The organism is Brevibacillus fortis (assembly GCF_046196545.1).
Lineage (GTDB): Bacteria > Bacillota > Bacilli > Brevibacillales > Brevibacillaceae > Brevibacillus > Brevibacillus fortis_A.
In genome coordinates, this window is sequence record NZ_CP176370.1 from 2,978,467 (window position 1) to 3,003,162 (window position 24,696).

Annotated in this window: 22 protein-coding genes, 4 pseudogenes and 1 other annotated feature; of the genes and pseudogenes, 17 read left to right on the forward strand and 9 right to left on the reverse strand. The window is 45.5% G+C overall.

Annotated features, from left to right (window positions below):
• Positions 1-12: 12 nt before the first annotated feature.
• The 3 genes from ACKKE8_RS15305 to ACKKE8_RS15315 all read left to right on the forward strand — a co-directional run bounded on the left by ACKKE8_RS15305 (position 13) and on the right by ACKKE8_RS15315 (position 3,212).
• The gene (locus ACKKE8_RS15305) at positions 13-1,284 is read left to right on the forward strand and encodes a dihydrolipoamide acetyltransferase family protein (protein ID WP_409178885.1); all 1,272 of its coding nucleotides are present in this window, start codon (positions 13-15) and stop codon (positions 1,282-1,284) included.
• Positions 1,285-2,730, forward strand: coding sequence for a dihydrolipoyl dehydrogenase (gene lpdA / locus ACKKE8_RS15310; protein ID WP_409178886.1), 1,446 nt, complete (start codon positions 1,285-1,287; stop codon positions 2,728-2,730). It begins immediately after the preceding gene.
• A gap of 131 nt (positions 2,731-2,861) precedes the next feature.
• Positions 2,862-3,212, forward strand: coding sequence for a VOC family protein (locus tag ACKKE8_RS15315; RefSeq protein WP_409178887.1), 351 nt, complete (start codon positions 2,862-2,864; stop codon positions 3,210-3,212).
• 74 nt (positions 3,213-3,286) lie between these two features.
• Here ACKKE8_RS15315 and ACKKE8_RS15320 read toward each other — a convergent pair.
• A pseudogene (locus tag ACKKE8_RS15320) lies at positions 3,287-3,754 on the reverse strand (NAD(P)H oxidoreductase); the annotation flags it as partial.
• Between ACKKE8_RS15320 and ACKKE8_RS15325 the strand changes: the two are divergent.
• Positions 3,739-3,921, forward strand: a pseudogene (locus ACKKE8_RS15325) (winged helix-turn-helix transcriptional regulator); the annotation flags it as partial. The pseudogenes ACKKE8_RS15320 and ACKKE8_RS15325 sit on opposite strands and share 16 nt — an antisense overlap.
• Positions 3,922-4,218: 297 nt before the next feature.
• Here ACKKE8_RS15325 and ACKKE8_RS15330 read toward each other — a convergent pair.
• Positions 4,219-4,760 (reverse strand): annotated as a pseudogene (locus ACKKE8_RS15330) (MFS transporter); the annotation flags it as partial.
• Positions 4,761-4,786: 26 nt separating this feature from the next.
• On the opposite strand from ACKKE8_RS15330, the pseudogene ACKKE8_RS15335 reads away from it, so the two are divergent.
• Both ACKKE8_RS15335 and ACKKE8_RS15340 read left to right on the forward strand, forming a co-directional pair.
• Positions 4,787-5,065 (forward strand): annotated as a pseudogene (locus ACKKE8_RS15335) (MarR family winged helix-turn-helix transcriptional regulator); the annotation flags it as partial.
• Between the two features lie 87 nt (positions 5,066-5,152).
• On the forward strand, positions 5,153-5,647 hold the full coding sequence (locus tag ACKKE8_RS15340) for a DUF1541 domain-containing protein (protein ID WP_409178888.1): 495 nt from the start codon (positions 5,153-5,155) through the stop codon (positions 5,645-5,647).
• A gap of 92 nt (positions 5,648-5,739) precedes the next feature.
• Here ACKKE8_RS15340 and ACKKE8_RS15345 read toward each other — a convergent pair whose 3' ends face one another.
• The 3 genes from ACKKE8_RS15345 to ACKKE8_RS15355 all read right to left on the reverse strand — a co-directional run bounded on the left by ACKKE8_RS15345 (position 5,740) and on the right by ACKKE8_RS15355 (position 8,916).
• Positions 5,740-6,210, reverse strand: a complete 471-nt coding sequence (locus ACKKE8_RS15345) for a GbsR/MarR family transcriptional regulator (RefSeq protein WP_409178889.1) — start codon at positions 6,208-6,210, stop codon at positions 5,740-5,742.
• A gap of 131 nt (positions 6,211-6,341) precedes the next feature.
• Positions 6,342-7,730: a M14 family zinc carboxypeptidase gene (locus ACKKE8_RS15350; protein WP_409178890.1), complete on the reverse strand. Its 1,389-nt coding sequence runs from the start codon at positions 7,728-7,730 to the stop codon at positions 6,342-6,344.
• Positions 7,723-8,916, reverse strand: coding sequence for an MFS transporter (locus ACKKE8_RS15355; RefSeq protein ID WP_409178891.1), 1,194 nt, complete (start codon positions 8,914-8,916; stop codon positions 7,723-7,725). The genes ACKKE8_RS15350 and ACKKE8_RS15355 overlap by 8 nt, the downstream gene beginning before the upstream one ends.
• A gap of 359 nt (positions 8,917-9,275) precedes the next feature.
• Between ACKKE8_RS15355 and ACKKE8_RS15360 the strand changes: the two genes are divergently transcribed.
• Positions 9,276-10,124: a VOC family protein gene (locus ACKKE8_RS15360; protein ID WP_409178892.1), complete on the forward strand. Its 849-nt coding sequence runs from the start codon at positions 9,276-9,278 to the stop codon at positions 10,122-10,124.
• A 112-nt stretch (positions 10,125-10,236) separates the two neighbouring features.
• Here ACKKE8_RS15360 and ACKKE8_RS15365 read toward each other — a convergent pair whose 3' ends face one another.
• The gene (locus ACKKE8_RS15365) at positions 10,237-10,830 is read right to left on the reverse strand and encodes a hypothetical protein (RefSeq protein WP_409178893.1); all 594 of its coding nucleotides are present in this window, start codon (positions 10,828-10,830) and stop codon (positions 10,237-10,239) included.
• Positions 10,831-11,271: 441 nt separating this feature from the next.
• Between ACKKE8_RS15365 and ACKKE8_RS15370 the strand changes: the two genes are divergently transcribed.
• Positions 11,272-12,750, forward strand: a complete 1,479-nt coding sequence (locus tag ACKKE8_RS15370; RefSeq protein WP_409178894.1) for an Lsa family ABC-F type ribosomal protection protein — start codon at positions 11,272-11,274, stop codon at positions 12,748-12,750.
• Between the two features lie 61 nt (positions 12,751-12,811).
• Here the strand turns inward: ACKKE8_RS15370 and ACKKE8_RS15375 are convergent, their stop codons facing one another.
• The 3 genes from ACKKE8_RS15375 to ACKKE8_RS15385 form a co-directional block, all read right to left on the reverse strand.
• Positions 12,812-13,777: a DHH family phosphoesterase gene (locus tag ACKKE8_RS15375; protein WP_409178895.1), complete on the reverse strand. Its 966-nt coding sequence runs from the start codon at positions 13,775-13,777 to the stop codon at positions 12,812-12,814.
• A 235-nt stretch (positions 13,778-14,012) separates the two neighbouring features.
• Complete coding sequence (locus tag ACKKE8_RS15380; RefSeq protein WP_409178896.1) at positions 14,013-14,384, reverse strand: ArsR/SmtB family transcription factor; 372 nt, start codon at positions 14,382-14,384, stop codon at positions 14,013-14,015.
• Positions 14,385-14,804, reverse strand: coding sequence for an SRPBCC family protein (locus tag ACKKE8_RS15385; protein ID WP_409178897.1), 420 nt, complete (start codon positions 14,802-14,804; stop codon positions 14,385-14,387).
• A 475-nt stretch (positions 14,805-15,279) separates the two neighbouring features.
• Here ACKKE8_RS15385 and ACKKE8_RS15390 point away from each other — a divergent pair, with 475 nt between their 5' ends.
• The 9 genes from ACKKE8_RS15390 (at position 15,280) to tyrS (ending at position 24,673) form a co-directional block, all read left to right on the forward strand.
• Positions 15,280-16,755, forward strand: a complete 1,476-nt coding sequence (locus ACKKE8_RS15390) for a protein adenylyltransferase SelO (RefSeq protein WP_409178898.1) — start codon at positions 15,280-15,282, stop codon at positions 16,753-16,755.
• Between the two features lie 107 nt (positions 16,756-16,862).
• Positions 16,863-17,681, forward strand: a complete 819-nt coding sequence (locus tag ACKKE8_RS15395) for a hypothetical protein (RefSeq protein ID WP_409178899.1) — start codon at positions 16,863-16,865, stop codon at positions 17,679-17,681.
• A 110-nt stretch (positions 17,682-17,791) separates the two neighbouring features.
• Positions 17,792-18,754: an AAA family ATPase gene (locus ACKKE8_RS15400; protein ID WP_409178900.1), complete on the forward strand. Its 963-nt coding sequence runs from the start codon at positions 17,792-17,794 to the stop codon at positions 18,752-18,754.
• A gap of 14 nt (positions 18,755-18,768) precedes the next feature.
• Positions 18,769-19,407 carry an RNA ligase family protein gene (locus ACKKE8_RS15405; protein ID WP_409178901.1) on the forward strand — a complete coding sequence of 213 codons (639 nt, stop codon included), beginning with the start codon at positions 18,769-18,771 and terminating at the stop codon, positions 19,405-19,407.
• Positions 19,408-19,557: 150 nt separating this feature from the next.
• On the forward strand, positions 19,558-20,619 hold the full coding sequence (locus tag ACKKE8_RS15410) for a suppressor of fused domain protein (RefSeq protein ID WP_409179125.1): 1,062 nt from the start codon (positions 19,558-19,560) through the stop codon (positions 20,617-20,619).
• Between the two features lie 38 nt (positions 20,620-20,657).
• Positions 20,658-22,322, forward strand: coding sequence for a DUF6138 family protein (locus ACKKE8_RS15415; protein ID WP_409178902.1), 1,665 nt, complete (start codon positions 20,658-20,660; stop codon positions 22,320-22,322).
• Between the two features lie 314 nt (positions 22,323-22,636).
• Positions 22,637-22,813 carry an ATP-binding cassette domain-containing protein gene (locus ACKKE8_RS15420; protein WP_409178903.1) on the forward strand — a complete coding sequence of 59 codons (177 nt, stop codon included), beginning with the start codon at positions 22,637-22,639 and terminating at the stop codon, positions 22,811-22,813.
• Positions 22,814-22,816: 3 nt separating this feature from the next.
• Positions 22,817-22,951 (forward strand): hypothetical protein, encoded by a 135-nt coding sequence (locus ACKKE8_RS15425; protein WP_409178904.1) that lies wholly within the window; start codon positions 22,817-22,819, stop codon positions 22,949-22,951.
• Positions 22,952-23,118: 167 nt separating this feature from the next.
• Positions 23,119-23,348: a binding site (T-box leader), on the forward strand.
• Positions 23,349-23,410: 62 nt separating this feature from the next.
• Entirely contained in the window at positions 23,411-24,673 is a 1,263-nt protein-coding gene (tyrS, locus tag ACKKE8_RS15430) for a tyrosine--tRNA ligase (RefSeq protein WP_409179126.1), read from the forward strand.
• Positions 24,674-24,696: the final 23 nt, after the last annotated feature.

Here is a 24,696-nt window from a genome sequence, read left to right on the forward strand (position 1 = left end):
GGAGCGAATCATATGGTTGAGTTCAAGCTTCCTGATGTGGGAGAAGGTATGCATGAAGGAGAAATCGTAAAAGTGCTGGTACGAACGGGTGAATCCGTTCAACAGGATCAGCCACTGCTTGAGGTGCAGACAGACAAGGTGAATGCCGAGTTGTCTGCGCCAGTGACTGGCATCATTCGTGAAATCTTCATATCGGAAGGGGAAACAGTAGAGGTCGGAACTACCCTTCTCGTGATCGATGCAGGTACGGAAGCAAAGAAGGAAGAGACAAAGACAGTCAATTTTGCACCAGCTCGTGCTGACCACCGACGCTCATTGGCCACGCCATACGTTCGGCAGCTGGCACGGGAGATGAAGCTGGATATCGAGTTGGTCACGGGTACAGGAGCAGCGGGGCGTGTGACGGAAGAAGATTTGCGCCAATTCGCCAATCGACTGCAAAAATCAGCACCAGCTAAGTTTCCGACGACGGCTACTGGCAATGAGCGTCTGTTGGAGGCAAGTACAGTGGCGGTTGAGACTGAAGCGGTTGTTCAGCCGAAAACAGGGACCGCTACTCGTGTAGCCACTTCGTCGCAGGGGGATATCGAACGGCTACCGTTAAAAGGCATCCGGAAAAAGATTGCCGAGCATATGGTGAAATCAGTCACGATCATTCCGCATGTGACTTCTGTCGATGAGCTGGAAATGGATCAGCTGCGTGCTTTGCGCGAAAAGTTAAAGCCACATGCGGATAAGCGCAATATCAAGTTGACCTTCCTGCCGTTCTTTATCAAGGCGCTGGTCATTGCACTGAAGGAATTCCCGATGCTGAATGCATCGATTGATGATAGCACCAATGAAATTCTACTGAAGCGCTTTTACAATATCGGCATTGCCACAGATACGTCTGAGGGCTTGATCGTACCAGTCATCAAGGATGCAGACCACAAATCGATTTTTCAACTCGCAGAAGAAATCGATCAACTGGCACGCTTGGCTCGCGAAGGTAAATTGACCATGGAACACATAACAGGTGGCACCTTCACGATTAGCAATGTAGGTCCAATCGGGGGACTGCAAGCAACTCCCATCATTAATCACCCGGAAGTGGCTATTATCAGTTTGCATAAAATGGAGAAACGATGGGTCGTGCGTGAGGATGAGGGCGTCATTCGCTGGATGATGAACCTGTCGCTTTCGTTTGATCACCGCCTGATCGATGGCGTGACGGCAGTACGTTTTACCAACCGGATCAAGGAGCTGCTGGAAGATCCGAATCTATTGTTTGCGGAGATGGTATAGATGGTAGTCGGCGAAGTAGCAGTCGAAACAGATGTGGTTGTCATAGGTGGTGGGCCAGGAGGTTATGCAGCCGCTATTCGTCTCGGACAGCTGGGGAAATCGGTCGTTCTGATTGAAAAAGAAGTACTGGGTGGGGTCTGCTTGAATCGCGGATGCATCCCGTCGAAAGCGTTGATTCATACAGCAGGCGAATATCACAAGCTAAGTAATCTGAATAAGCTTGGAATCCAACTGCCTACAGGGAAAGCGACGTTCCATATGCCGAGCTGGCAGTCGTGGAAGTCTTCTATCGTTGCTCAACTGAACAAAGGGGTAGATTATCTCTGTCAGGCCAATGGGGTTACTGTCGTGAAGGGGACAGCGACATTTCTCTCGAGTGTTCGGATTGGCGTAGAGACGGGTGGCGATTTTGAAACGTACAAATTCAAACAAGCAATCATCGCGACAGGATCACGTCCATTCATTCCACCGTTTTTGAAAACAGATGGAGAATATATTCTGGATTCTACTGATATGCTGGCATTGGAGGAAGTACCGGAAACACTGGCCATTATCGGCGGGGGCTATATTGGAATGGAGCTCGGGATGGCGTTCGCCAAGCTTGGATCGCAGGTGACTGTCATTGAGGCAGCCGAGCGCATCTTGCCGCAAACAGCTGCCCATCTCTCTTTGGAAGTGCTCAAGCAGGCGAAACAGCTCGGGATGACGGTAAAGATCGCGACAAAAGTAGAGAAGGCTGAGGTAGCAGGTGGAAGAGTCACGCTCGCACTCGCTTCGGAAAAGAACGGTTCCGAAAGTATCACCGCACATAAAACGCTCGTTACTATAGGGCGAGTGCCTAATACAGGTGAACTCGGACTTGCCCAGGCGGGAGTAGAAATGGACGAGCGCGGCTATATTCCCGTGACATCGACTGGCAGTACGAACAAGGCGCATATTTATGCCATCGGCGATGTAACACCTGGCCCTGCGTTAGCCCATCGTGCGACGAAGCAAGGGATTGTGACAGCCGAGGTAATCGCAGGACTGCCTAGCAGTGTAGATTCCCCTTATGTCCCTTATGTGATTTTTACCGAGCCGCAAGTTGCTGGTGTGGGGATGACACGAGAAGAGGCAGAGCTTCAAGGGTACAAAGTCAAGACAGCGGCGTTCCCTTATCGGGCTAATGGGAGAGCACTCGTCATGGATGAAGGAGAAGGTTTTGCAGAAGTGATAGTGGATCAGGAAAGCCATTTATTGTTGGGAATGCACGTTGTAGGTGCGGATGCATCGAACCTGATCGGGGAGGGTGTGCTGGCACTGGAGCTTGCTGCACGTGTAGAAGATGTGGCGTTAACCATGCATCCGCATCCCACCTTAAGCGAGGTATGGCTGGAGGCTGCCGAAGCGGTGTTAGGTCATGCCATTCATATCGTAAACAAATCAAAAGTAGGGGCGAGCAAATAGATTTATCGTGAAACCTTAAAGATAAGTGACGGATAATCATGACAATGATCAGCCTCGGAGCTTATTAAGCTTAGCATTTGCATGAATGTGCTACGCTTGAAGTAATCTCGTGCAAAGGATGTGTGGTCATTATGAAATTAAATCACGTCAATCTTACCGTTACGGATGTTCCAGCTGCTTCTAATTTCTTGGAGAAATATTTTGGCCTGAAAAAGTTAGATACGTCGGATGATGCCCGTGGCGATAATTTCGGGGTCCTATTTGACGATAACGGCCTGGTGTTTACCTTGATGAAGGGTGCCGAAGTCCAATATCCCAAGACCTTTCATATCGGCTTCATCCAGGAGAGCGAAGAGAAAGTAAATGAAATCAATCAACGCCTGAAAGAAGATGGCTACAACGTTGCTCCACCGGTACGGTCACATGGCTGGACGTTTTATGTAAAAGCCCCAGGTGGGTTTACCGTTGAGGTTTTAGCTTAATAAGATGTAGAGTGGTAGAAAGCCTTCCTTTTCTATTAAAGAGAAAGAAGGCTTTCTTATTTCCTGTCAGAAACTTATTCACTTTTTGATTTCCCATAATGGAAGCCCAGTTCGTAAGCGTGGTTGAATAGCCGACCAATATGCCCAGGATCATTTGCCAAGGTATCATACAAGAACTCGACTTTTGAATCGTGGAGTCCGACATAATCGGCAATTCCGACATTAAGGTGATGACGCATCATTTCGTCATAATTCCTTTTGGCAAATTGCTCTTCCGTTGCTGCTGCAAGGCCGATCCATAATGCGTGTTTATGATGCAGCCTGCTTGAGCCATAGGCAAACCCATTATTCCAGACACGATCGATATATCCTTTTAACATGGCTGGAATACTGAACCACCAGATCGGAAAAATGAACGCAAGTGCGTCGTGTTTTTTCATGCGCTCCATTTCAACCTCGACCTCTTCGGAATATTTCTTATCGCCATTGTTCCAATCTGGCTCATCAGCCTTCCATAAAACTGGATCGAAAGCAGCTACGTGAGCTAGAAGAGGATGGAATCGTCATCAGGACGGTGTACAGCCAAGTACCCCCAAAAGTCGAGTATGAATTGAGTGAATTGGGTGAAACGCTCAAACCAATCATGGATCTCATGTGTGAGTGGGGCGAACGTTACCTTCGGGGGGAATTACCGGGGAAAGAGTCTTAAATGCCAATCGGTCGAAGGAGGAACAATCACGTGCATACACCCTTTGTTCCATTTGCAGACCCTGCAAAAACGTGATTAGATACAGAGCTTTTCAATGGATTTGACAGAAAGATCAGAAAAGAAAAGGTCGCAGCATCTTTTCCAGCCCTTGCCGCGGAATAGAACGAAAACCAGTTCAGGATACGAGCAGGTCCTTAGAACTGGTTTCTTTTTACATGAAACATTTTACTTGAATGATTCGTCTTTATGGACAAGAGTTTTACTGGCATGGAATTGCAGGCGATACAACATCCAAACTCCCACGATGAGAATGACAGCAACGGCGATTGGCGAAGTGCCAACGAAGGTCGAGAGCAGGCTGAAGCATACAAGCATAAAGAAAGCAGCAAGCGAGACAACAAAGAAGTTCCCGTGTTCATCTGCGAGCAGACCGCCTTTACGTCCCATGAGTGCAGAGGCAATTGCGGCAGGGAACAGTACAAGACCAAGAGCTCGTCCTCGTTGTTTAGGAGCGAAATAGCGAATCGGAATAATCATGGCGGTCGCTGGCAGAACTGATGCACCAGAGGCTTGCAAGATGCGTCCAAGAACGATCATCCAATATTCCGTGGCGATCATCCCTACAATGGAACCAACTGCGAAAATAAGGAGACCGTATGTCAGAAGGTCCTTAAGCCTATATTGGTCAGCCAGCTTGCCAAAAACAACCGATCCGATGGCATAGACGACCATGTATCCCGTCATTATCCAACTGACTTGCGAAGGCATCAGATGAATTCCTGTGCAATTTCCGGTAAAGCAACATTCAACATCGTTCCATTCATGACCGAAAAAATCAAGGTGACGACAAGGACTCGAAGGAGCTGGTGTAAAACCGCGCACCGTCACAGATTTTATTGATGCCTTGGAGCGTGACAAGCTGCTGGTCCGGATCCCCGATCCGACTGATCGCCGTGCTACCTTGATCCAGCTCACGGAATTAGCCCAATCCAGCATTGATCAAGTTTTGGCACTGCAAACTGATATTGCCGAAAGTATACTCGAGGATCTACCAAGTGAGCAGCGGAAGCAATTCTATGCTCTGCTTATACAGTTGATTGAAAACAAGGATTTGTCAATTCCGTCCAAGGATGCATTCAAGTAAAGCGACGAGCAGGATGAAAGTGGATAAGGAAGGTTTTGTGTACCCATAATACTTTTGACAGACAACTAAGAATTCGGGGTGTTTAGAATGAAAAAATGGAAACTGTTATCGCTCATGATGGTTACCGCGATGGGGTTAAGTGCATGTGGCGGTCCTGCTGCACCGGATGTACTGGAGCAAGTAGAGGTTATACCGAAACCTACGTATACAGTAGGGAGTGAAGTCATCTTGAAAGCAAGTCACCAACCGGGGATGCAAGGGGCGAAAGCAAAAATTGTGGGGGCTTACGACACAACGGCCTATTCAGTGACCTATACGCCTACAACGGGTGAGCCCGCTGTGAAGGGTTATAAATGGATCATTCAAGAGGAAATCAAGAACCATATCAAGCAACCGTATAATCCGGGAACGGAAGTCGTCTTGAAGGCGGATCATGTGAAAGGGATGCTCGATGCATCAGCCAAGCTTGATACGGCAAATGCAACGACTGTCTATATGATCGATTACACGCCTACAACAGGTGGAGGAGAGGTCAAGAATTATAAATGGGTGACGGAAGACGAGCTATCACCAGTCAAATGATCGATGCGATCCTATTATGAAAAAAGGCAGCCGTGGCTTTTTCAGAGCCAAAGCTGCCTTTCTGCTTTTCCATTGATACAAGGTGTTTGATGTTACGTGCGACGAGACTTCCATTCAGCGAGCATTCGGTTGAGTGATTCCCTGTATAGGTCAATTGCTTCCAGCGTCTCATGGAATCGCTGCATAACTAGCTCACTTTGCTTCAAATTTTCAATTTGCATTCCTTTTTCTATGACATTCTTTAATGATAGGATTCTCTCTAAACCCTGTATAAACTCTTCCTCAATTGAGTCTGGTGCCATGATGTAATAGCTCACACGGTCGCCAGTCACACTCTTTTTTTCCGCGAATCCAAATTTTAGAAGAATGCGCAGATTGGTAGACACACTTCCTAGACTGACCTGCAAGGTAGTGGCAATCTGCTCGGATGAAAGGGGTTCCTGTGAGACCATCAACAGTCCAATAATCCGGCCAGCAATTCTGGATAATCCTTGATTTTCGTGATGGAGAGCCATTTCTTCAATCAATTGCATCGTTTCCGGCGTTAATTTGTCCAACTTCATGACTCCTTTTTCCTCGTTTTTCCCGATATTCATGCTTTTGTCTATTATACTATCATTAGTCATCGCTTTCTTCAGAAAATACCAAAAGAAAATGCGCCTGCTCTGCTGACAGGCGCTCACGTCATTGATTATTATTGTGGCGTAGCAGCGCTTTCGTGATTTTTACGAAGGTACTCCATGATTATCAAGGCAGAACCTAGCTGGACACCACACAATTCGCGCAGCGGACGCATCGACCAATTAAAAAAGGAGAGGAGTTCTTGTAAGCCCTGATCCAGCCATTTTTCTGACTCTGCTCGAATCTCTGAAAGGGTGACGTTCTCGGGCTGGGCATCCAGCATGCGAATAAGCATGCTGCAGCAGCATAGAGCGCTCCATAAAGGGCGTAGTCTTAAGTCAAACATTTCAGCTACTGTTGCGAAGCGCGACAAAGCGGGATCACTTTCCGCTGATTTTAAATGATGGGATCGAACTTCCTCTATACCGATTAGAAAATCCTCTACAGATCGCTGAAATCTGGTTGGTACCGTTATGAATGCCTGTGCGTTTTGGTACTGTTTGGATAAAAAAGCAATTTGTTCACCTTCCAGTTTAGCAATGTCCAGCGTAGCATCCTTGTAGCTATGATTGGTTTCAGACTTATCTCCCATCCTTGGATCCGTAAACAAAGATAATTCCGAAACAAGGCAAAAGGTATGGTAACGCCCCCCGGCATAATCGCGGGAAGAGCCCCCCATGAGCATTGCTTTCGCAGGGTCTTCTCCCGTGGGCACGATACTTTCGTAGTAATCATACATAGTAGACAGCTCAGGCAGCTGATAAAAACCATCTTGGATAGGTGGCATGAATGGCGCTTCCGGCTCGCCGATCATCAGCGGTAATTGGTGATCATGGGTCAGTTTTATGATCTGTTGGCACACAGCGTCAGGAAGAGGAGTCGATACATAATAAAACGTTCCAGTTTGATCGGAGCTGTGCAAGCTGTTGAGGAAATGCGGCTTGGCTTCATCAATCGCTCGCATAAATGCTACCGTTTCAGGAATGGGCTCACTGAAGCTGAACGTTTTATACGCATATGGGAATGTCCATTCAACTTGTTCGAGTATACTGGGACGATAGTAGCTGCGGATGTAACGGTCTGGAGAAAAGGGGCCGCCGTACCAGCCTTCATTCAATCGGCAACCATCTATATCGATTTCCTTGACGATATAAAAGGTATAATCCATTTGCTCTAATAGGGCAGTGTCTTCACATAGCTTTTTGCTGAGATACTCTAGCGATAGAGCTCCAATCGGCTCATTCGGATGCGGACAACCGACGAACAGCGCGCGATGCTGACCATTTCCAATCCGCAGCATGAGGATTGGGTGTCCGTCAGTAGAGTGACCAACGGTACTGAGGGTAACGAGATGTGGATAGGCGGCTGCTAATTCACGAGAAGAGGTGTCCAATTCCTCAATGGTTAGAAAATGTGAGAAATCAGGCATGTCTTGCAGCAGTTTTTGTATGAAATCAGTCAAGCTCCTCACTCCTTTTGAGATGGATAAGAAAGGAAGAAACAAAAGCGATTCCTGCACCTACTAGCAACAAGGCAAAACCGGCTTGAAAGGAGTACGCCTGAATGAATGCCCCCATCGCGATTGGTGTAAGAATACTTGCCAGTTTTCCTCCGGTTAACAGAATGCCACTAGCAGTGCCCAAAGCGTCTGAGGGAATGATACGCATGGTAAGTCCAAGAATGGGTTGAGTCGTAAGGGAGAGAAAAAACAAAGAGATCGACTCAAACAATAGAAACTGGTTGACATTTTCAGATAGTATCATGAGCATAAGGAAAATCGCTGCGAACAGAAGGGACGGAACGACCATCGTTCGAAACTTTTGATGAAAATAACGGTCAAACAACCAACCTCCAGCCAAATTGCCTAGCATGGAAATGAGAAGAGGTAGCGATGCGTAAAAGCCTGATTGGGTAATAGAGAGATGTTTTTCAGTTGTTAGGTAAGTAGGTACCCATGTCAAGCATCCAACCATCACGATTTGTACGCCGCAGAGCATGCTTGTTAGTTTCCACAAATGCCCGTTACGGAAAAGAGACTTGAAAGGGATAGGTTTCGACTTTGATGCTGAGCATGAAGGTTGTTCAATTACGAAAGGACGGGGAAGGAATATCCAGAGAATGGGGGCCAAGATCAGGCCGATTGCTGCTGTAACAAAAGCAGTTTCCTGCCATCCCAGTATCGCAATCAATGGTGCTACCAGAAAAGGGGCCAGTCCAGTCCCAATTGGTTCGGCTGATGAGACGATGGATAATGTGGTGGTACGGATGTTTGCAGGTGTTCGTTCGGCAATTGCTTTTAACATAGCAGGCATTAGTGGTGCATCGATAAACCCCAACAAAAAACGGACAACGAGTAAGGCTGCAAAACCTGTGACCGCCCCTGTAAGCGCAGTCAATATTGCCCACAGTATCAAGCTGATCACAATAATCTGCTTCGATCCTCGTTTATCAGCAATGATCCCTCCTGGAATGGTAAAAATCGCGAAGCCCAAAAAATAAGTACTCACGATCGCACCTTGCTCCACTGGGTTCAGATGAAATTCCTCTCCAATAAGTGGTAGTGCCATAATGATGCTGTACGAGCCAAGAACCCCTACGAGCGTAGTGACAAACAAGAGCATAGCACTGATCGAAGCAGCCTTTTTCATATGCATCACCTCCTAAGATGTGTATGTGTACTATCTTAAATATTTTCAGTTATTTTAGTCAATACTGAAATTACTGAAATGAATGGAGTTGTTTCAGCCCAAATACATGTTGGGCCATATACGTCGCGTACGGCATGGATGCCTTCCTTGTGAAGAAAGCGAACTGACAGAACGAGGAACGAATAAAACGTATTGCTCTTTTTTTCGTGACATTCCGCAAATAACATATTATAGTAACTTTATTACGAATAGTAAGTGTAAGAAACGCAAGTTCATCACTGAATAGAGACAACCGTTTATGGTCAGCTTGACTGTAATACGAAAAACAACATTTTATAAAAACGAGGAGGAACACTCCCATGAACTTTCATCAAAGCCCGAATACATTTGCCCGACAAGTCAATCTCAAGGTGCAAAGCCTGGATCGCTCCCTGGCTTATTATCAGGAAGTGATCGGATTCAAAATCTTGAACCAATCTGCCACAAAGGCGGAACTGACTGCTGACGGCAAAACAGTGCTGCTATCCATCGAACAACTCCATGACGCATTACCGAAACAAAATCATACGACAGGCTTGTATCATTTTGCGCTATTGTTGCCAAAACGCTCTGATTTGGCTAGCGTTGTCCGACACTTCTCTGCGTTGAATTTGCGTATCGGGTCTTCAGATCATCTCGTTAGTGAAGCGTTATACTTATCGGACCCGGATGGGAATGGGATAGAAATTTACGTCGATCGTAATCCTGATCAATGGAGCTGGCATGAAGGCACCGTAGACATGGCAACGGATCCACTGAATTTTACAGATTTGTTGTCCAATGGGGAACAAACCGCGTGGGAGGGGTTGCCTGCTGGTACCATCATGGGACATATTCATCTGCATGTATCGAAATTGAACGAAGCTGAACATTTTTATACAAAAGGACTTGGCTTTGAGGTAGTGAACCGGTATGGAGCACAAGCACTGTTCATCTCCACTGGAAAGTACCATCATCATATCGGGTTGAATACGTGGGCGGGTGTCGGCGCTCCATCGCCACATCCTAAAAGTCCAGGACTCGATTCGTTTGTCATGATGCTCCCGAATGAGGAAGCGAGAAATCGTGTAATCACTCAGTTAAGAGAAATCGGTGCGTCCGTTCGGGAGGAGAGCGGTCATTTTGTTACGGAGGATCCTTCTGGCAATCGGATTCAATTGTACATCTAATTGGAAGCCGAAGGAGAGACTTCATTTCGCATAACGAAAACGACCTGTGGGTTGCATGAATGGTTTTCCATCGTGCTACCTACAGGTCGTTTATTTATTATATCCGTTTTTCTTAGTACTTTCTCGTGAGGATTCGAGAATTCTGTCCGTCTACAGTAATCTCCCAGCCTCTTGGTATTTCATAAGCAAAGGATGGAGAAGGATGCTTGATCGCTTCAATGCTGGATTCAGTAGGGATACTGGTGATATTTACGATATGTTTTTCAAAGAGATTTAGATTTACTACGACCCAGCCATATGGTACAGGCTGGCTGGTAGCGACCCATTTATTCTCCAGCTCTTGAGGTTGGTATCGTTTTTTCGTCTCATTTCTGATATCCAAATAAGCCTGTCGCTTGCTGTTATAACCTCGACCGATTTCTACCCAGCCAGAAGGGATGTTAAAGCTGTAGATTCTTTCCACCTGACCATAATTAGCGCCAATAATATATTTTGCAACTTCATAGCCAAGCTGACCATTACGATGTGGCTCTTTTTCAATCGAAACCCATCCATTCGGAAAGAACGTATCGTATGCCACTACTAACGTATCACCGTACCGCCAGTTTCCTTCAAAGATATTTTTTTGTGGACGGACGATAGACTCTTTTCCTTTTGCTCCCGCATCTGCTGCTTGAGTCGGGACGATCAGGAATGATGATGCCAAAACGAGAATACCCAAACTTATGCAAGAAATAAAATGAATTCAATTACGATTAGATAAATTCAAAATACTTTTGTAAATTTCTTCTTTTGTTGGAGAAAATTATATAATACCACGATGGTTGATGGAACTCCTATACAGCACCGGGTAAGCTTAAGTAAAATTAAGTTGCAACTAAATTATGGTTATGATAAAATCCAGTTAAATTAATGACAGGAGCTGAAAGGTATAATGGATTCTTTTCTTGCTTAAAAAATAAAACAGAAAAGCGATACTCATCGCATGTTTTATTCTTTCTACGCAAGAAAGTTACATTATCTTTTCACTCAATCAATATATCCTTATCTAACTCCTTTTTGAGTTGGATTTGCTGTATTTATTTGAGCTACAAGAGAGGGTAACTTTCTTGTAGCTTTTTGATTTTTTATACAGGAGGATGATTGTATGTCATTAATCAATGTGACGAACCTGACGTTCGCCTATGAGGGCAGTTTTGATAATATCTTTGAAAACGTGAGCTTCCAACTCGATACAGATTGGAAATTGGGCTTTACAGGAAGAAACGGAAGAGGGAAGACGACCTTCCTCAATCTGTTGCTTGGTAAATATGATTACAGCGGAAAGATCACCGCGCATGTCAGCTTTGAATACTTTCCTTTCCAAGTCGAGCACAAGGAATATCTTACGCTTGATATTATCGAAGACATTATCCCAGACTATCAGCTATGGGAATTAATGCGTGAGTTCTCGCTCCTCAAGGTTTCGGAGGATGTCCTGTATCGCCCCTTCGAATCCTTGTCCAACGGTGAGCAAACGAAAGTAATGTTAGCAGCCTTATTTCTTAAGGAAAATAGCTTTCTGTTAATTGATGAACCAACCAATCACCTAGATATGCATGCAAGACAGCTCGTCAGTGATTACCTCAATAGTAAAAGCGGATATATTCTGGTGTCGCATGACCGAGCATTTCTTGATAACTGCGTCGATCACATCCTTTCCATCAATAAGACCAACATCGAAGTTCAAAAAGGTAATTTCTCCGATTGGTGGGAAAATAAACAGCGTCAGGATAACTATGAACTCGCTGAGAACGAGAAGCTGAAAAAAGACATTAAACGCTTATCGGATGCAGCAAAACGAACAAGCAACTGGTCGCACGCCGTGGAAAAAACGAAAAATGGTACCTTAAATTCCGGTTCCAAGGTAGATAAAGGATATATTGGACATAAGGCAGCGAAAATGATGCAACGCTCCAAATCGATTGAGCAAAGACAGCAATCCGCAATCGATGAAAAATCGAAGCTCCTGAAAAACATTGAAAACCAGGATAGCTTAAAGATTTCACAGCTTGCTTATCATAAAAATCAACTGGTCGAACTGGAGAAGGTTTCGATTTATTACGGAGAGAAGCTGGTTTGCTCAGATATCAATTTTAAGATTGAACAGGGGGAGCGTATTGCGCTGGCAGGAAAGAATGGCTCTGGAAAATCCAGTATTCTCAAGCTCATTTGCGGGGAAAACATCGACCATTCTGGCACCTTCCGAAAGGGGAGCCAACTGAAAATCTCGTATGTATCTCAAGACACTTCCCATCTAAAGGGAAATCTAACGGACTTTGCGCGAGACAACGGGATTGATGAAAGCCTGTTTAAATCGATTTTGCGAAAGCTGGACTTTTCTCGGGTGCAATTTGAGAAGGACATCTCCGCTTTTAGCGGCGGTCAGAAGAAGAAAGTATTGATTGCGAAAAGTCTTTGCGAGAAAGCCCATCTCCATATTTGGGATGAGCCGCTAAACTTTATTGATGTCATTTCGCGCATGCAAATTGAAGAGCTGCTTCTCGAACACCCGCCAACAATCCTTTTTGTGGAGCATGACAGGGAGTTTTGCAATAACATTGCTACGAAGATTGTTGAACTGTAACGTACAGCAAGCAACCGGAAACAAGAAGAGCCAAAGCAAATGCTTGGCTCTTTGTCTTGTTCTAGTTCGTTTTCAGAGCTGGGTACACGAAGGCTTTTAACGTAACGCCCGTAAAGGAGCAGCCTGAAGCTTTTGGATGACCGCCGCCCCCATAATGCTGTGCGATCACGGACAGATCCACATCATCTCGGATGGTACGAAAACTGATTCTGCCTTTCCCGGGATCGAGCATCGCGACGAAATCGATCATCTCGGCATTTTTGCATAGGAAATTTCCTGTTGTGGAGTGATATTGTTCGAGGAACACAACGCCCACTTGGTACGTTTTTGGCTCTTCTAAATCGATTTCTACGGGGATCACCTTCATTTGCTTCAGCTTTTTTTGCTCAAATTCATCGATTCGTTTTTCTTCTGTGTAGATGAGAATCGATTCTATTTCGTTAAAAACGAACTGATCCGTATGTACATCATCACCACGCAAGCGTCCGAGCACGTTTTGCACAAATGTATCCCGTTCGACCATATAGAATAAAATGTTGAGCTGGTTTGCTTGAACAAGCCCAGTCGCATCCCAGTCCCACGTATCAAAAGAACGAACCAGCTCCACATAGTTAGAGAGAATACCTGTAGGGGTCAGATGCCCCTGGTTTACCAGGTAATCATAATAAAGGCTGGTTGCCGAGGTCTTTTTTCCCGCTTCTTCCGTGATAACGTTTGCCCATTCGTACTTGGAAGCCAATGGCAATGCGGTAGGGTGATGATCAATCAAGACAAAAGCATGCCCGTCATCGACTTTTTTCTGAATCAGTGAACCCACCTCGTCACTGACACTCACATCGGTAATCACAACATACATATCGCGGGTAAGCTCTTCTTCCATAAACTTTTGTACTTCTTGATTGACCGTGTACGGAGTCACTCCGCGGGAAACGACTTCTTGATTGGAAAAAGCAAGATAACTCAGGATCGCACACGACTCGCCATCCAAGTCCTTATCACTGAAATGAACAACTTTTTGATGATTCATTTGGCATCTCCTTATGACACGAGTCCGTCATTTCTATTTTACTACCACGAAATATTTTTCCCATTCTGTCCATCATCGATAAGGAATATTTGCCGGAAGACTTCAACTGGCTGCTTATGAAATAGGCATTGGCTGTTGAATTCAACTACGCTGAAGTAACAACAAACATCATTTCGATGGATCAAAAATCCCCTTGATTTGCGTAAAACAATCAAGGGGGAAGAGCAAGACATACCTATTTCCTTTGTTGATCCGGCTCTGTTTGCAAGATCGTAAGCACCGTCTGTCCATCCGTCTCCACCAAATGTTTGAGCATGGACAGCTTGTTGTTCCAAAACTGTTCGTAAAAAGAGAGCCACTGTTTTACTTCGGTCAAGGGGCCAGGATGCAACCGATAGATTTTCTCCCGCCCCACCTTATGTCCCTTAACCAAATCTGCATCGGCTAGAATGTGGAGATGCTTGACCACAGCAGTTCTGCTTATGGGAAAATGAGAGGTAATCGCTGAGATCGGCAATTCTTTTTCAGCGAGCAAGCGAAGTACTTCTCGACGAGTAGGGTCAGCGATCGCTTGAAATACATCAACTTTTTCTGCTGAAGCAGACATTTAGCCTTCCACAACCTTTTTCAGACGCTCGTGAACAATACCAACCCAACCTTGATTCATTCTGTCTCGGATCACTGCGCTCTTCTCGTTTGCTTTTCCGATGATCTCATCCGCTGCTTTCCAACCACCATGAATCAGGGTAAACTCCGTTTTATCACCCAAGTCTTTCAACAGAAACGAGACTACCCAACCGTCCGTATCCCAAGCAAAAGAAAGGCGATGAGGAGCTTCTACCTCCAACACTTTGCATGGCGAAGGCCCAAAAGGGGATTGGATATGAAACTCATGACCTACGACTGGTTGAAAATCGTTGGGCATAAACCATGTAGAAATCGCTTCAGCAGTGGATACTTTTTCCCATACTTTTTCGATAGGCGCCTCGAAAACGATCGTTTGTTTAATATCTTGCACTTGTTCCACAAAAATCTCTCCGTTTCTTTTTTGCAAATATAACACCTTTTGGTTTTACTTCATGATGATATAACACCTTTTGGTATCATGTAAATGGTAATTTCCCTCCAATTGGCGTTGCCTATTCATTATTTAATTTGATTTGCTTGGGCTTGAAGTTCTTTTAAAAACGCCTTGTCTGCAACGGAAGCAGAAGACCTCGTCAAAACCTTGGACATCATCGCTGAAATCTTGGAGAAGGCCAAATAAATAGATGATACCGACATGCGCTTTTCCATTGGCAGGAGAGCGTATGTTTTTCTGAACTTGTCTACGCTGATCTCCATTGGACCAACTGGTGCCAGGATTCGTACAAGCGTTTTTTTACTTTTTTACCTGACCGATGTGCTCTAATCTTGTATGAAAAGGGTATAATAAATTGGCAAAATGTATCAAGAGTACGGTTACTCCCTTTCAAATACACCAATCGATAAAAGGAGATACAATGACAGACAAAAAAACAACAATCGAACCGGGATGGAACTTCGACAACAGCTATACAACGCTGCCGAAATCATTTTATTCCAGACTGAGCCCACCACCTGTGCCTGCACCGAAGCTCGCGATTCTGAACGAGTCATTGGCAAAGTCGCTCGGGCTGAACGCAGAAGCTCTCCAAAGCGCCGATGCTGTAGCCATGCTCGCGGGAAACGAGGCACCAGAAGGGGCAATGCCTCTCGCACAAGCCTATGCCGGACATCAATTCGGTCACTTTACCATGCTGGGCGACGGACGGGCACTCCTGCTTGGCGAGCAAATTACACCCTCCGGAGAGCGCTTTGATATTCAACTAAAAGGATCAGGCAGAACGCCTTATTCCCGCGGCGGAGATGGGAGAGCAGCGCTGGGTCCGATGCTGCGCGAATACATCATTAGCGAAGCGATGTATGGACTCGGTATTCCTACTACTCGCAGCCTTGCAGTAGTGACAACCGGCGAGTCTATCTATCGCGAAACCGAGCTGCCAGGTGCCATTTTGACGCGTGTCGCTGCCAGTCATATCCGAGTAGGCACGTTCCAATTCGCGGCAAGATGGTGCTCGATAGAAGATCTCCGGGCTTTGGCAGATTACACTGTGCAAAGACATTTTCCAGAGATCGAAGCAGAAGAGAACCGCTATCTCCTCCTACTGAAGGAAGTCATTAAGCGTCAAGCTTCGTTGATTGCCAAGTGGCAGCTCGTTGGCTTCATTCACGGAGTAATGAACACGGACAACATGGCGATCAGCGGAGAAACCATTGATTACGGTCCTTGTGCTTTCATGGACACGTATGATCCTGCAACGGTATTTAGCTCCATTGACGTTCAAGGCCGCTACGCTTATGGAAATCAGCCGTACATTGCCGTGTGGAATCTTTCTCGTTTTGCGGAAAGCTTATTGCCGTTGCTGCATGAAAATGAAGAGCAGGCTGTGAAAATTGCCGAAGATGCTCTTGCCGAATTTAGCAAGCTGTATCACAGCAATTGGCTTTCAGGTATGCGGGCAAAGCTCGGATTGTTTAACGAAGAGGAGCAAGACGAAGCGTTGATCGAAGGTCTGCTCAACATGATGAAGGAGCACCGTGCAGACTATACGAATACATTCCGTGCGCTCACTCTTAATCAACCAGAAGATACCGTGCTGTTTGGCACGACAGAATTCACGGAGTGGCGTGATCAGTGGGAAGCGCGACTAACGAGACAGCCAGAAGACACCGCTGCGGTACAACAGTTGATGAAAAAGAGTAATCCAGCAGTCATCCCTCGCAACCATCGTGTAGAAGAAGCGTTGGAAGCAGCATGGAAAGAGGGCGACTACACTGTGATGGAACGGCTTTTGGCAGTCCTTTCTGATCCATATGCGTACACGCCTGAACAGGTAGAATATACGACTTTACCAGCGGAATCAGCATGTCGTTACCAAACGTTTTGCGGAACGTAGTAGCAACGCAATCAGAGTCCAACGATCTTTCACACGTTGGACTCTTCTTTCATACGTACGATCCGCGCTAAAATATGGAAAGCAAAGAAAAAAGGAGCAATCGTTTTATGGATAAAAAAGCAAAGCAAATCTTGATGAAAACATTTTGGAGCAGCAACGGGTGGAAGAGTCGCCCATACGATTTTTCGGGAGAAGATTTTGAATACGCAAAAAGCAAAGGGCTCATGTTCGATCCGCAGACAATTAGTCACGAGGAGTGCATAGATAAAATCATTGCTCTGCATAAAAAAGTGACCAAAGAACAAGTCGCCGCAGCATTTTTGCACAGTCTCTCGACGCGAAAGGTGTACCTGCGTAGCGCCTTGTCTAGCTGGGCTTTGACAGAGTCTTTGACAGCTCATACGTTCGAAAGTAATGCAGGGAAGTATACAAATCCAGAAAACGGCACCTACTTTGCCATGTACGGAGACTGCCATAAATGCGACCGTTACTATATCGCTGGACGAGAGCTATATACCGATGAAGATTTGAATGTCCTGAATTTTGAAAGAATCAAGTGGGGAGGTATCCGTCTGAACTATCTACCGTACCTCATGCTTGATCTGGAGCTGTTAAGCAAGGAAGAAAATCTTTCGGTACAGGAAGAAGATGTAGCCATCCTCCGTCAGGTGCTAGATATCATCGCCAGCAGTGAACCAAACGATGCCGCTCGTCAATTGGAGAAGCGCCTTACTGGAGCCTTTCCGTCCAGCAAGAACGAGCGGGATGTCTTTATGGAAATTCTTGCATCCGTTGGGATCTTGGCTCCAAGCAAGGACAGACCAGGGCGTGGCGGGAAGAACGACTTTTTCGCCGTCGTGAATTGGCGGGGGGAAGATAGCTATTCCGAGCAAGCTGTCCAGAACTTCTTTGGTCCGTGGCTGTAATGAACGGAAAATCTAGGAACAAAGAAGGGTGCCATCTATGCGCGAAGTGTGTATAATATTGGAAAAGTAAGTCGAAAAGTTAGTTTCTATTGAAAGGAGGTGAGATATAAGTGAAAAAGAAATTAATCGTCCTGTCAGGCATTGCGGGTAGTGGCAAAAGCAAGTGGGCACAAGAAATTGCCAAAAAGGAACGGGCAACTATCGTGTCTACGGATGAAATTCGCCAAAACTTATTCGGTGATGAGCGAAAACAAAAAAAGTCAGCGCAAGTATTTTTTGAGGTTTATTCGAAAATAGCAACGGAGCTGGCGAATGGAAAGAATGTCATCTTAGATGCAACCAATATTGACAGAGAGAAAAGAATGAAAGTCCTTGCCAAATTTCCCGATGTCCAAAAGGAATGCTATTACGTCGATGTTCCTTATTCTGTTTGCCTGGAGCGCAATCGATCCCGAAAGAGAACCGTAGACGAATACATCTTGGCGAAGATGCGGAAGAACTTCCATTTTCCTATTAAGAATGAAGGCTGGGATCACATTCATCTCTTGCACGAATCAGTTCCATATGCCATTGGAAAAGAAGAGTTCGTTCAATTGCTTCAAAATGAACCCTCCTATGAAGAGCTGTTTGCCAAGTTGAATGCCATTCCGATCTTCCAAGAGATGTATCAATTTAATCAGGAAAACCCTTATCATCAGTACCCTTTGTGCAAGCATACGTATCATGTTTTCGATTATGTAAACGCCTTTTACACGGAAGAAGACAAATTTCTCATGCAAGTGGTCGCCTTGTTTCACGATACGGGCAAACCATTTTGCAAAACCTACAAGCCGATGAAAGGCCATTACTCCTACTACGGACATGAGCATGTTTCTGCACAAATTGCTTGCCATTTCTTAAAAGAATTAGGATTCGACGATGATTTTATCTTCGAAGTCGTCAACCTGATTCAAATGCACATGAAGATTAACTACGGAACGCAGCAAGATATTTCCGAGATTTATCATTTATTGGGCGAAGAGTACCTATGGAAGCTGTACTTTTTCAAGGAAGGTGATGCCTATGCCAAATAAGGAGGTGAATAACGATGTTGAAAAAATACCCGAGAACCTTTCATTTACCCTGGTCAAGAAGTAGAACCGACGATGATAAAATCTTGCGAACGGTTGGTCACTTCGAGGGAAAAGAAGTAGTCGTGACAGAAAAGCTCGATGGCGAAAATACAACTCTTTACCGAAATCATATCCACGCAAGGTCACTGGATAGCAAAGACCACGCATCTAGACATTGGGTAAAAATGCTGCACGGGACGATTTCGTTTCATATCCCAGAAGGCTGGAGAATTTGCGGGGAGAATGTATTTGCGCTGCACTCCATCTATTACGAACACCTAACGAGCTATTTCTACGTTTTCTCGATCTGGAATGAAAACAATGAATGCTTGTCGTGGGATGAAACGGTTGAATGGGCCAAACTGCTTGGCTTAGAAACAGCACCTGTCTTATACAGAGGGATTTGGAAGGAAGAGACCGTAAAAAGTTGTTACACCAAACAATCTGTCTTCGGCGAGGAACAAGAGGGGTACGTGGTACGTGTAGCGGAGAGGTTTCCGTACGAAGATTTTAAACAATCTGCCGCCAAGTTTGTGCGCAAAAATCATGTGCAAACCGACCAGCACTGGTTATCGAAGCCAGTCGTTCCGAATGGGATAGCACAAACCAATTAAAGACTTTTGAGGTAGAAGGGAATGAGAACGATGTAATTTGCTAAATGGGTATTGACCGTCTAATAGAGTATCCAAATTTCAATTTGGCTATTGTTAAGACAGTCATTACATAGGAGGGCGAGAGAGATGAACGAAGAAATGAATGAAGAAATGAACGAAGAAATGACATCAGCAGGCTGGGATGCCATTGATCAGGAAATGAGAAAGATTTATGGAGAGCAGGAGCCTAAGCATTACGGGACGCTCATCTCGTATGCACTGGGTGGCCACGATCCATTGGATGGAATAAGCGCCTACAAAGCGGACGAGCCTTACCCGCATTGGCATTTTGTGACCTATGGATTTACCGAGTTGTATGAAAAGGAATCCGAAAATGAAGAGGAAAGCGGCTTTGGATTTGAATTGACGTTTCGACTAGCGCGAGGGGACGACGAGGAAGAACCGCCTGCTTGGGCACTGAACCTGCTTCAAAACATGGCGCGTTACGTATTCAACACCGGCAATGTTTTTCAAGCAGGAGATCATTTGGATGCAAACGGTCCGATATGCTTGGGCGCCGATACCCAACTGACTGCGCTCGCTTTTGTCACGGACCCACAGCTTGCCGAAATTGATACGCCCAATGGTCGGGTGCAATTCTTGCAAATGGTTGGGATCACAGGTGATGAACTCGATGCGATGATGGCTTGGAATACACGTGGCGTACTCCAATCTGGCTTGCCGTACATGCCATCCTACATAACCGATCTCGAGCGGGATTCTCTCCTGCGCCACTCTACAGTTTCAGATGATGTTCAAAAAGGAATGGAACAAGAAGGCTCCAACACTGCCTTTTTGTTTGTCAGTCAGCTAGGCTGGGAACCAGGTAAAAAAGGCTTATTGAAAAAAACGCCTTCGACCCTCAGGCTGGGAGCTAAGCAAGCGGAAGTCATCGGAAAAATTCTCCGCGGACGTATGCGAAAAGGGGAAAGCCTGAGCCTGCTGGGACCTGATGTCCGAGTTGTATTTGAGGCAGGAGAAAGGCCTGAATGTATTCCGGCAGAGGACGTTATTCGCTTTGTCCTCGATGATGAGACAACGATTGCGCTTACCAAGCAGTTGCTTCCAAAGGAAAGTAGCTTTGAGATCTCTTCCTTGAAAGGAATTGCCATAAATATTGTGAAAACCAATATTACCGATAGCGAGGGCAATGTCGTCAAGGTCATCGGTTAAGACGGTAGCGCTGTTTTGGCGGGGAGGAGAGTCAGTCAATGAATCAGGCAGCAGAAGCATTTCTAAACGAGGTATGGACTTCCATTCAAGAAATTTATAAAAAAGAGAACCAGCGGATCAGCGAGATCAAAGACTGGAGTCGACTGCAGGTGGGGATCAAAGACTACCTGAGAGTGGCATGGAGAAAAGGAAAACTCAATTGGGCCAATGGCAAAATCCACGTGGATGTCCATGAACCTTTCAATTGGAGTGACGACTCGTACAAATACGACGCGGGCTCTTACATAGAGGAGCTTACAGAGGAAATTCTCACGCAAGAGTTTTTTCCCGCACTGTGTGAACGAATGGAATCCCTTTTTCATTCCACCGACTATAATTCTCACTTTTTTAATTACCGCTTCGAGCTTGTTTTCGAATTCGAGTGGAAACAATCGGTGCAATGCCATTCTCGCCATTTCGTAAACGAGCGAAAACGCGAGAGTCTAAAACAAGCACTGGATCAATTTATCGAGACAAAAGTGAAGTCGGAGCTTCCTGTACGTCCGAAAGATAAAGACGATTTTTTCTTCGCCTATTGTCTCGTCAATCCCGATTTGATGGAACAAAAACAAGAGGTTATCGAACCGCTCATCCAGCGTCTTAGCGAAAAGCTGCGCTCCAATAAAGAACGCAGTGATTCGTGGACATACCACGCTACTTTGGCTTTAAGAGGCTGGGCAGAGGAGCGTTTTTTAGTCAACTATTTTGATCGTACCGGGCACTATGGCATGGATTGGGTTTTGAAACCTGAGCAGGAGCGTCAGGAACCAAAAACAGAGGAGCTGGACTTTTTCCTGTACGTCGCTCTAGTAATGGGTAACAAGGAACCGGACACCCGCAAGAAGTTCCTTGACCTCGCTGCTCAGCTTGGTTCCAAGCGGGCTGCGGACTATGTAAAACGGGGCAGCGGTCGCTTTGAAAACGAGTATAAAAGCAGCCTGATTCAAGCAAGCGCCAATGACGTTTTGCAAGCGATCGACATTCGTATCGTATCTGAGGAAGAAGCCGCCTACGGTGAAGCCTTAGATTTTATCAACGGCCTTTTGCGTGAAGGCTTTCCCAAAGGGTACAAGCTCAAGCTGAAGAGCAGCGAAAAGCACTACCTGCCAGTAAAAAAGCTGGCGAAGTCAGGTCTCCACCAGTTTTTTGCCAATGCGTCCCGTTATCCTGTTTTATACCCGAAAATCGCAGAATATGCTGAGCTTGCGATGGAGGAGTTTGCGTGGTACGGGGATGTAGAGCCTAGTGAGAAATCCGTCATGCCTGGCACCTATGCGGTATTGGCTCTCGGCTTGTCTAGCAACGATTATTTTCCCCTCGTTCGTCGCTATATGGAGCTAGTCGACACGGAGCATCAGTCTGCCCAGGACGATTTTGTCATCGCTTTTATGGAGGCGCATGGTGTAACTGTAGAGAATATGCCTGTACTTGTCTCTCTGGTGCTTGGTAGTAGCGAAGGGGTGAAACCTTTGAAAAATATCCCCATCGATCGTGTAGAACTGGTGGATGCACTCATAGGGGAGCTTGCAGCGATGGAAGATTACCAGCGGGAAACCGTTATTTATCGTCTTTTCGGCGGGAATAAGAAGCTCGCACAGGCGGTAAAAAAGGAATCTTCCCCCATCAAGGACAAGCTTGCACAATTGCTAGCCTTGGTCGAATAGCTTCATTGACAATATTTAGAAGGCCATGCTATCTTGAAGTCAACTACGTGGAACGGAGGGTGAATCATTTGCGCAATTGTTTATTTATTGGAAAAGCCAATCCTATAATAAATAAACAAGAAGCCAGATTCACCAGCAAATTTATATCTTGAATTCCTGTATGGTCTATTTTCCATATAGCGATTTCTAGTACGAGAGCAAGATGCTTCTGTTTATTGGACAGAAGCATCTTTTTTTGTTGTCAAAAAAAGGGGGTGATACAGATGAACAAAGAGTAAAGGACGAGAAACGTAAAAACGAAATGGGGAATCCAAATGGTTGAACTGCATAATATCACGATTACCACCAAAAAAGACAGCAGGTCTCTCATTCATAATTTGCATCTGACCCTGCAACTCGGAGACAAGATTGCCATCATCGGGGAAGAGGGAAATGGAAAAAGCAGCCTATTAAAATTCATTTACGCGGAACAAATGATTGCCGAGTATTGACCATTGCCGACTTTTTTACCGAAAATCAAAAGCAAAGAACTGGTGAGAGCGATGAATGATCTCGGCATTCATGCATTGGATTCAGACAAAAAGATGGGTGTTCTGTCCGGTGGTGAGCGTTTCAAATACCCGGGGTAATTATCAGTATTTCGCATGATCGACGGTATTTACATGAAGTCGCAACAACTGTCTATGAACTAACTTCTGACGGTCTCACGAAAATAAAATAAGGGATAGTGGCGGAATCATTGCTACATGGTTGACATTGCTATTTGAATTCAATATACTGACTTTAATTTCATATGAAACATACGTTGAAAGAGCCCAGTAGCAGCTTGTTCCCTGTTCTAGAAAGCCGGGGGTTGATGGAACCCGGTACACAATAAGCGAGCGAATTACACTCTGGAGTATCTCGGGTAATGCCGAGCGGAATCGCGAACGATAACTCGCTACGAGTGGCATGAATGACCTGCGTTAACGCTTTGGTCCATTCGTGCAAGATGGGTGGTAACACGGTTATTCAATCGTCCCTATGTCTACAATAGACAAGGGGCGATTTTTTATTTTTACCATAGGAGATTGAAGGAGTGTATGGCAGTGAATATTATCGACGAACTCGAATGGCGCGAAGCCATCAATCAGCAAACAGATGCAGAAGGGCTGCGAGAATTAACGAATGAAAAAGCAGTCTCGTTATATTGTGGTGTCGATCCAACAGGTGACAGTATGCATATCGGTCACTTGATTCCTTTCATGGTACTGAAACGCTTTCAGCTCGCTGGTCATCGTCCGGTCATTTTGATCGGTGGTGCAACAGGTACGATTGGCGATCCGAGCGGCCGTCAATCCGAGCGCTCTTTGCAAACACTGGAACAAATTCAGGAAAACGTCGACAAACTCACCGCACAGATGAAAAAGCTGTTTATTACAGATGGTGACAACCAAATTCGTTTGGTGAACAACTACGACTGGACACACAAAATCAATGTTATTGAATTTTTGCGGGATTACGGTAAAAACTTCAGCATCAATACGATGCTTGCAAAGGATGTTGTGTCGAGCAGACTGGAAAGCGGCATTTCGTTTACGGAGTTTTCCTACCAAATTCTGCAATCGCTGGATTACCTGCATCTGTACAAACATGAAGATGTTCAGCTGCAAATCGGCGGTTCCGACCAATGGGGCAACATTACTAGCGGTCTCGATCTGATTCGCAAAAAAGAAGGACCAGAAGCAAAAGCATTCGGTCTCACCATTCCTCTGATGTTGAAGGCAGATGGTACGAAATTCGGGAAGACAGCGGGAGGAGCCATCTGGCTCGATCCAAACAAAACAACACCATTCGAATTCTACCAATTCTGGGCGAATACCGATGACCGCGATGTTGTGAAATACTTGAAATACTTCACGTTCCTCTCCAAAGAGGAAATTGAAGAGTTGGCTGAAAAAGTACAGACCGAGCCACATAAACGCGAGGCGCAAAAAGCGCTGGCTGAGGAAATGACGAGATTTGTGCACGGCGAAGAATTGCTGGAGCAGGCGAAGCGCATTACAGCAGCTTTGTTTACTGGTGATATTAAATCGCTATCGGCAGATGAGATCGAGCAAGGCTTCAAAGAAATGCCGACGTACGAATCTACCCTCGAAACAAAGAACATTGTCGACTGGCTCGTTGAGGTGGGCATTGAGCCATCCAAGCGTCAAGCACGCGAGGATATTACAAAAGGCGCTATCTCCATGAATGGCGAGCGCGTTACCGATCTGGAACTGGAAGTAACGCCAAGTCTCGCTATCGGCGGCCGTTTCATCATTATCCGCAAAGGCAAGAAAAACTACAGCTTGGTAAAATTGTCTCAATAGATGAAGGAATAAGAAGCTTCCCT

Excerpts from the sequence above, each read along its gene's own strand:
- ACKKE8_RS15345 (WP_409178889.1), bottom strand. The coding sequence starts at position 6,210 with ATGAAGTTGGACAAATTAACGCCGGAAACGATGCAATTGATTGAAGAA.
- ACKKE8_RS15420 (WP_409178903.1), top strand. The coding sequence starts at position 22,637 with ATGGTTGAACTGCATAATATCACGATTACCACCAAAAAAGACAGCAGG.
- ACKKE8_RS15410 (WP_409179125.1), top strand. The coding sequence starts at position 19,558 with ATGAACGAAGAAATGACATCAGCAGGCTGGGATGCCATTGATCAGGAA.
- lpdA (WP_409178886.1), top strand. The coding sequence starts at position 1,285 with ATGGTAGTCGGCGAAGTAGCAGTCGAAACAGATGTGGTTGTCATAGGT.
- ACKKE8_RS15375 (WP_409178895.1), bottom strand. The coding sequence starts at position 13,777 with ATGAATCATCAAAAAGTTGTTCATTTCAGTGATAAGGACTTGGATGGC.
- ACKKE8_RS15340 (WP_409178888.1), top strand. The coding sequence starts at position 5,153 with ATGAAAAAATGGAAACTGTTATCGCTCATGATGGTTACCGCGATGGGG.
- ACKKE8_RS15355 (WP_409178891.1), bottom strand. The coding sequence starts at position 8,916 with ATGAAAAAGGCTGCTTCGATCAGTGCTATGCTCTTGTTTGTCACTACG.
- ACKKE8_RS15395 (WP_409178899.1), top strand. The coding sequence starts at position 16,863 with ATGGATAAAAAAGCAAAGCAAATCTTGATGAAAACATTTTGGAGCAGC.
- ACKKE8_RS15315 (WP_409178887.1), top strand. The coding sequence starts at position 2,862 with ATGAAATTAAATCACGTCAATCTTACCGTTACGGATGTTCCAGCTGCT.
- ACKKE8_RS15415 (WP_409178902.1), top strand. The coding sequence starts at position 20,658 with ATGAATCAGGCAGCAGAAGCATTTCTAAACGAGGTATGGACTTCCATT.
- ACKKE8_RS15305 (WP_409178885.1), top strand. The coding sequence starts at position 13 with ATGGTTGAGTTCAAGCTTCCTGATGTGGGAGAAGGTATGCATGAAGGA.
- ACKKE8_RS15370 (WP_409178894.1), top strand. The coding sequence starts at position 11,272 with ATGTCATTAATCAATGTGACGAACCTGACGTTCGCCTATGAGGGCAGT.
- ACKKE8_RS15390 (WP_409178898.1), top strand. The coding sequence starts at position 15,280 with ATGACAGACAAAAAAACAACAATCGAACCGGGATGGAACTTCGACAAC.
- ACKKE8_RS15360 (WP_409178892.1), top strand. The coding sequence starts at position 9,276 with ATGAACTTTCATCAAAGCCCGAATACATTTGCCCGACAAGTCAATCTC.
- ACKKE8_RS15380 (WP_409178896.1), bottom strand. The coding sequence starts at position 14,384 with ATGTCTGCTTCAGCAGAAAAAGTTGATGTATTTCAAGCGATCGCTGAC.
- ACKKE8_RS15405 (WP_409178901.1), top strand. The coding sequence starts at position 18,769 with ATGTTGAAAAAATACCCGAGAACCTTTCATTTACCCTGGTCAAGAAGT.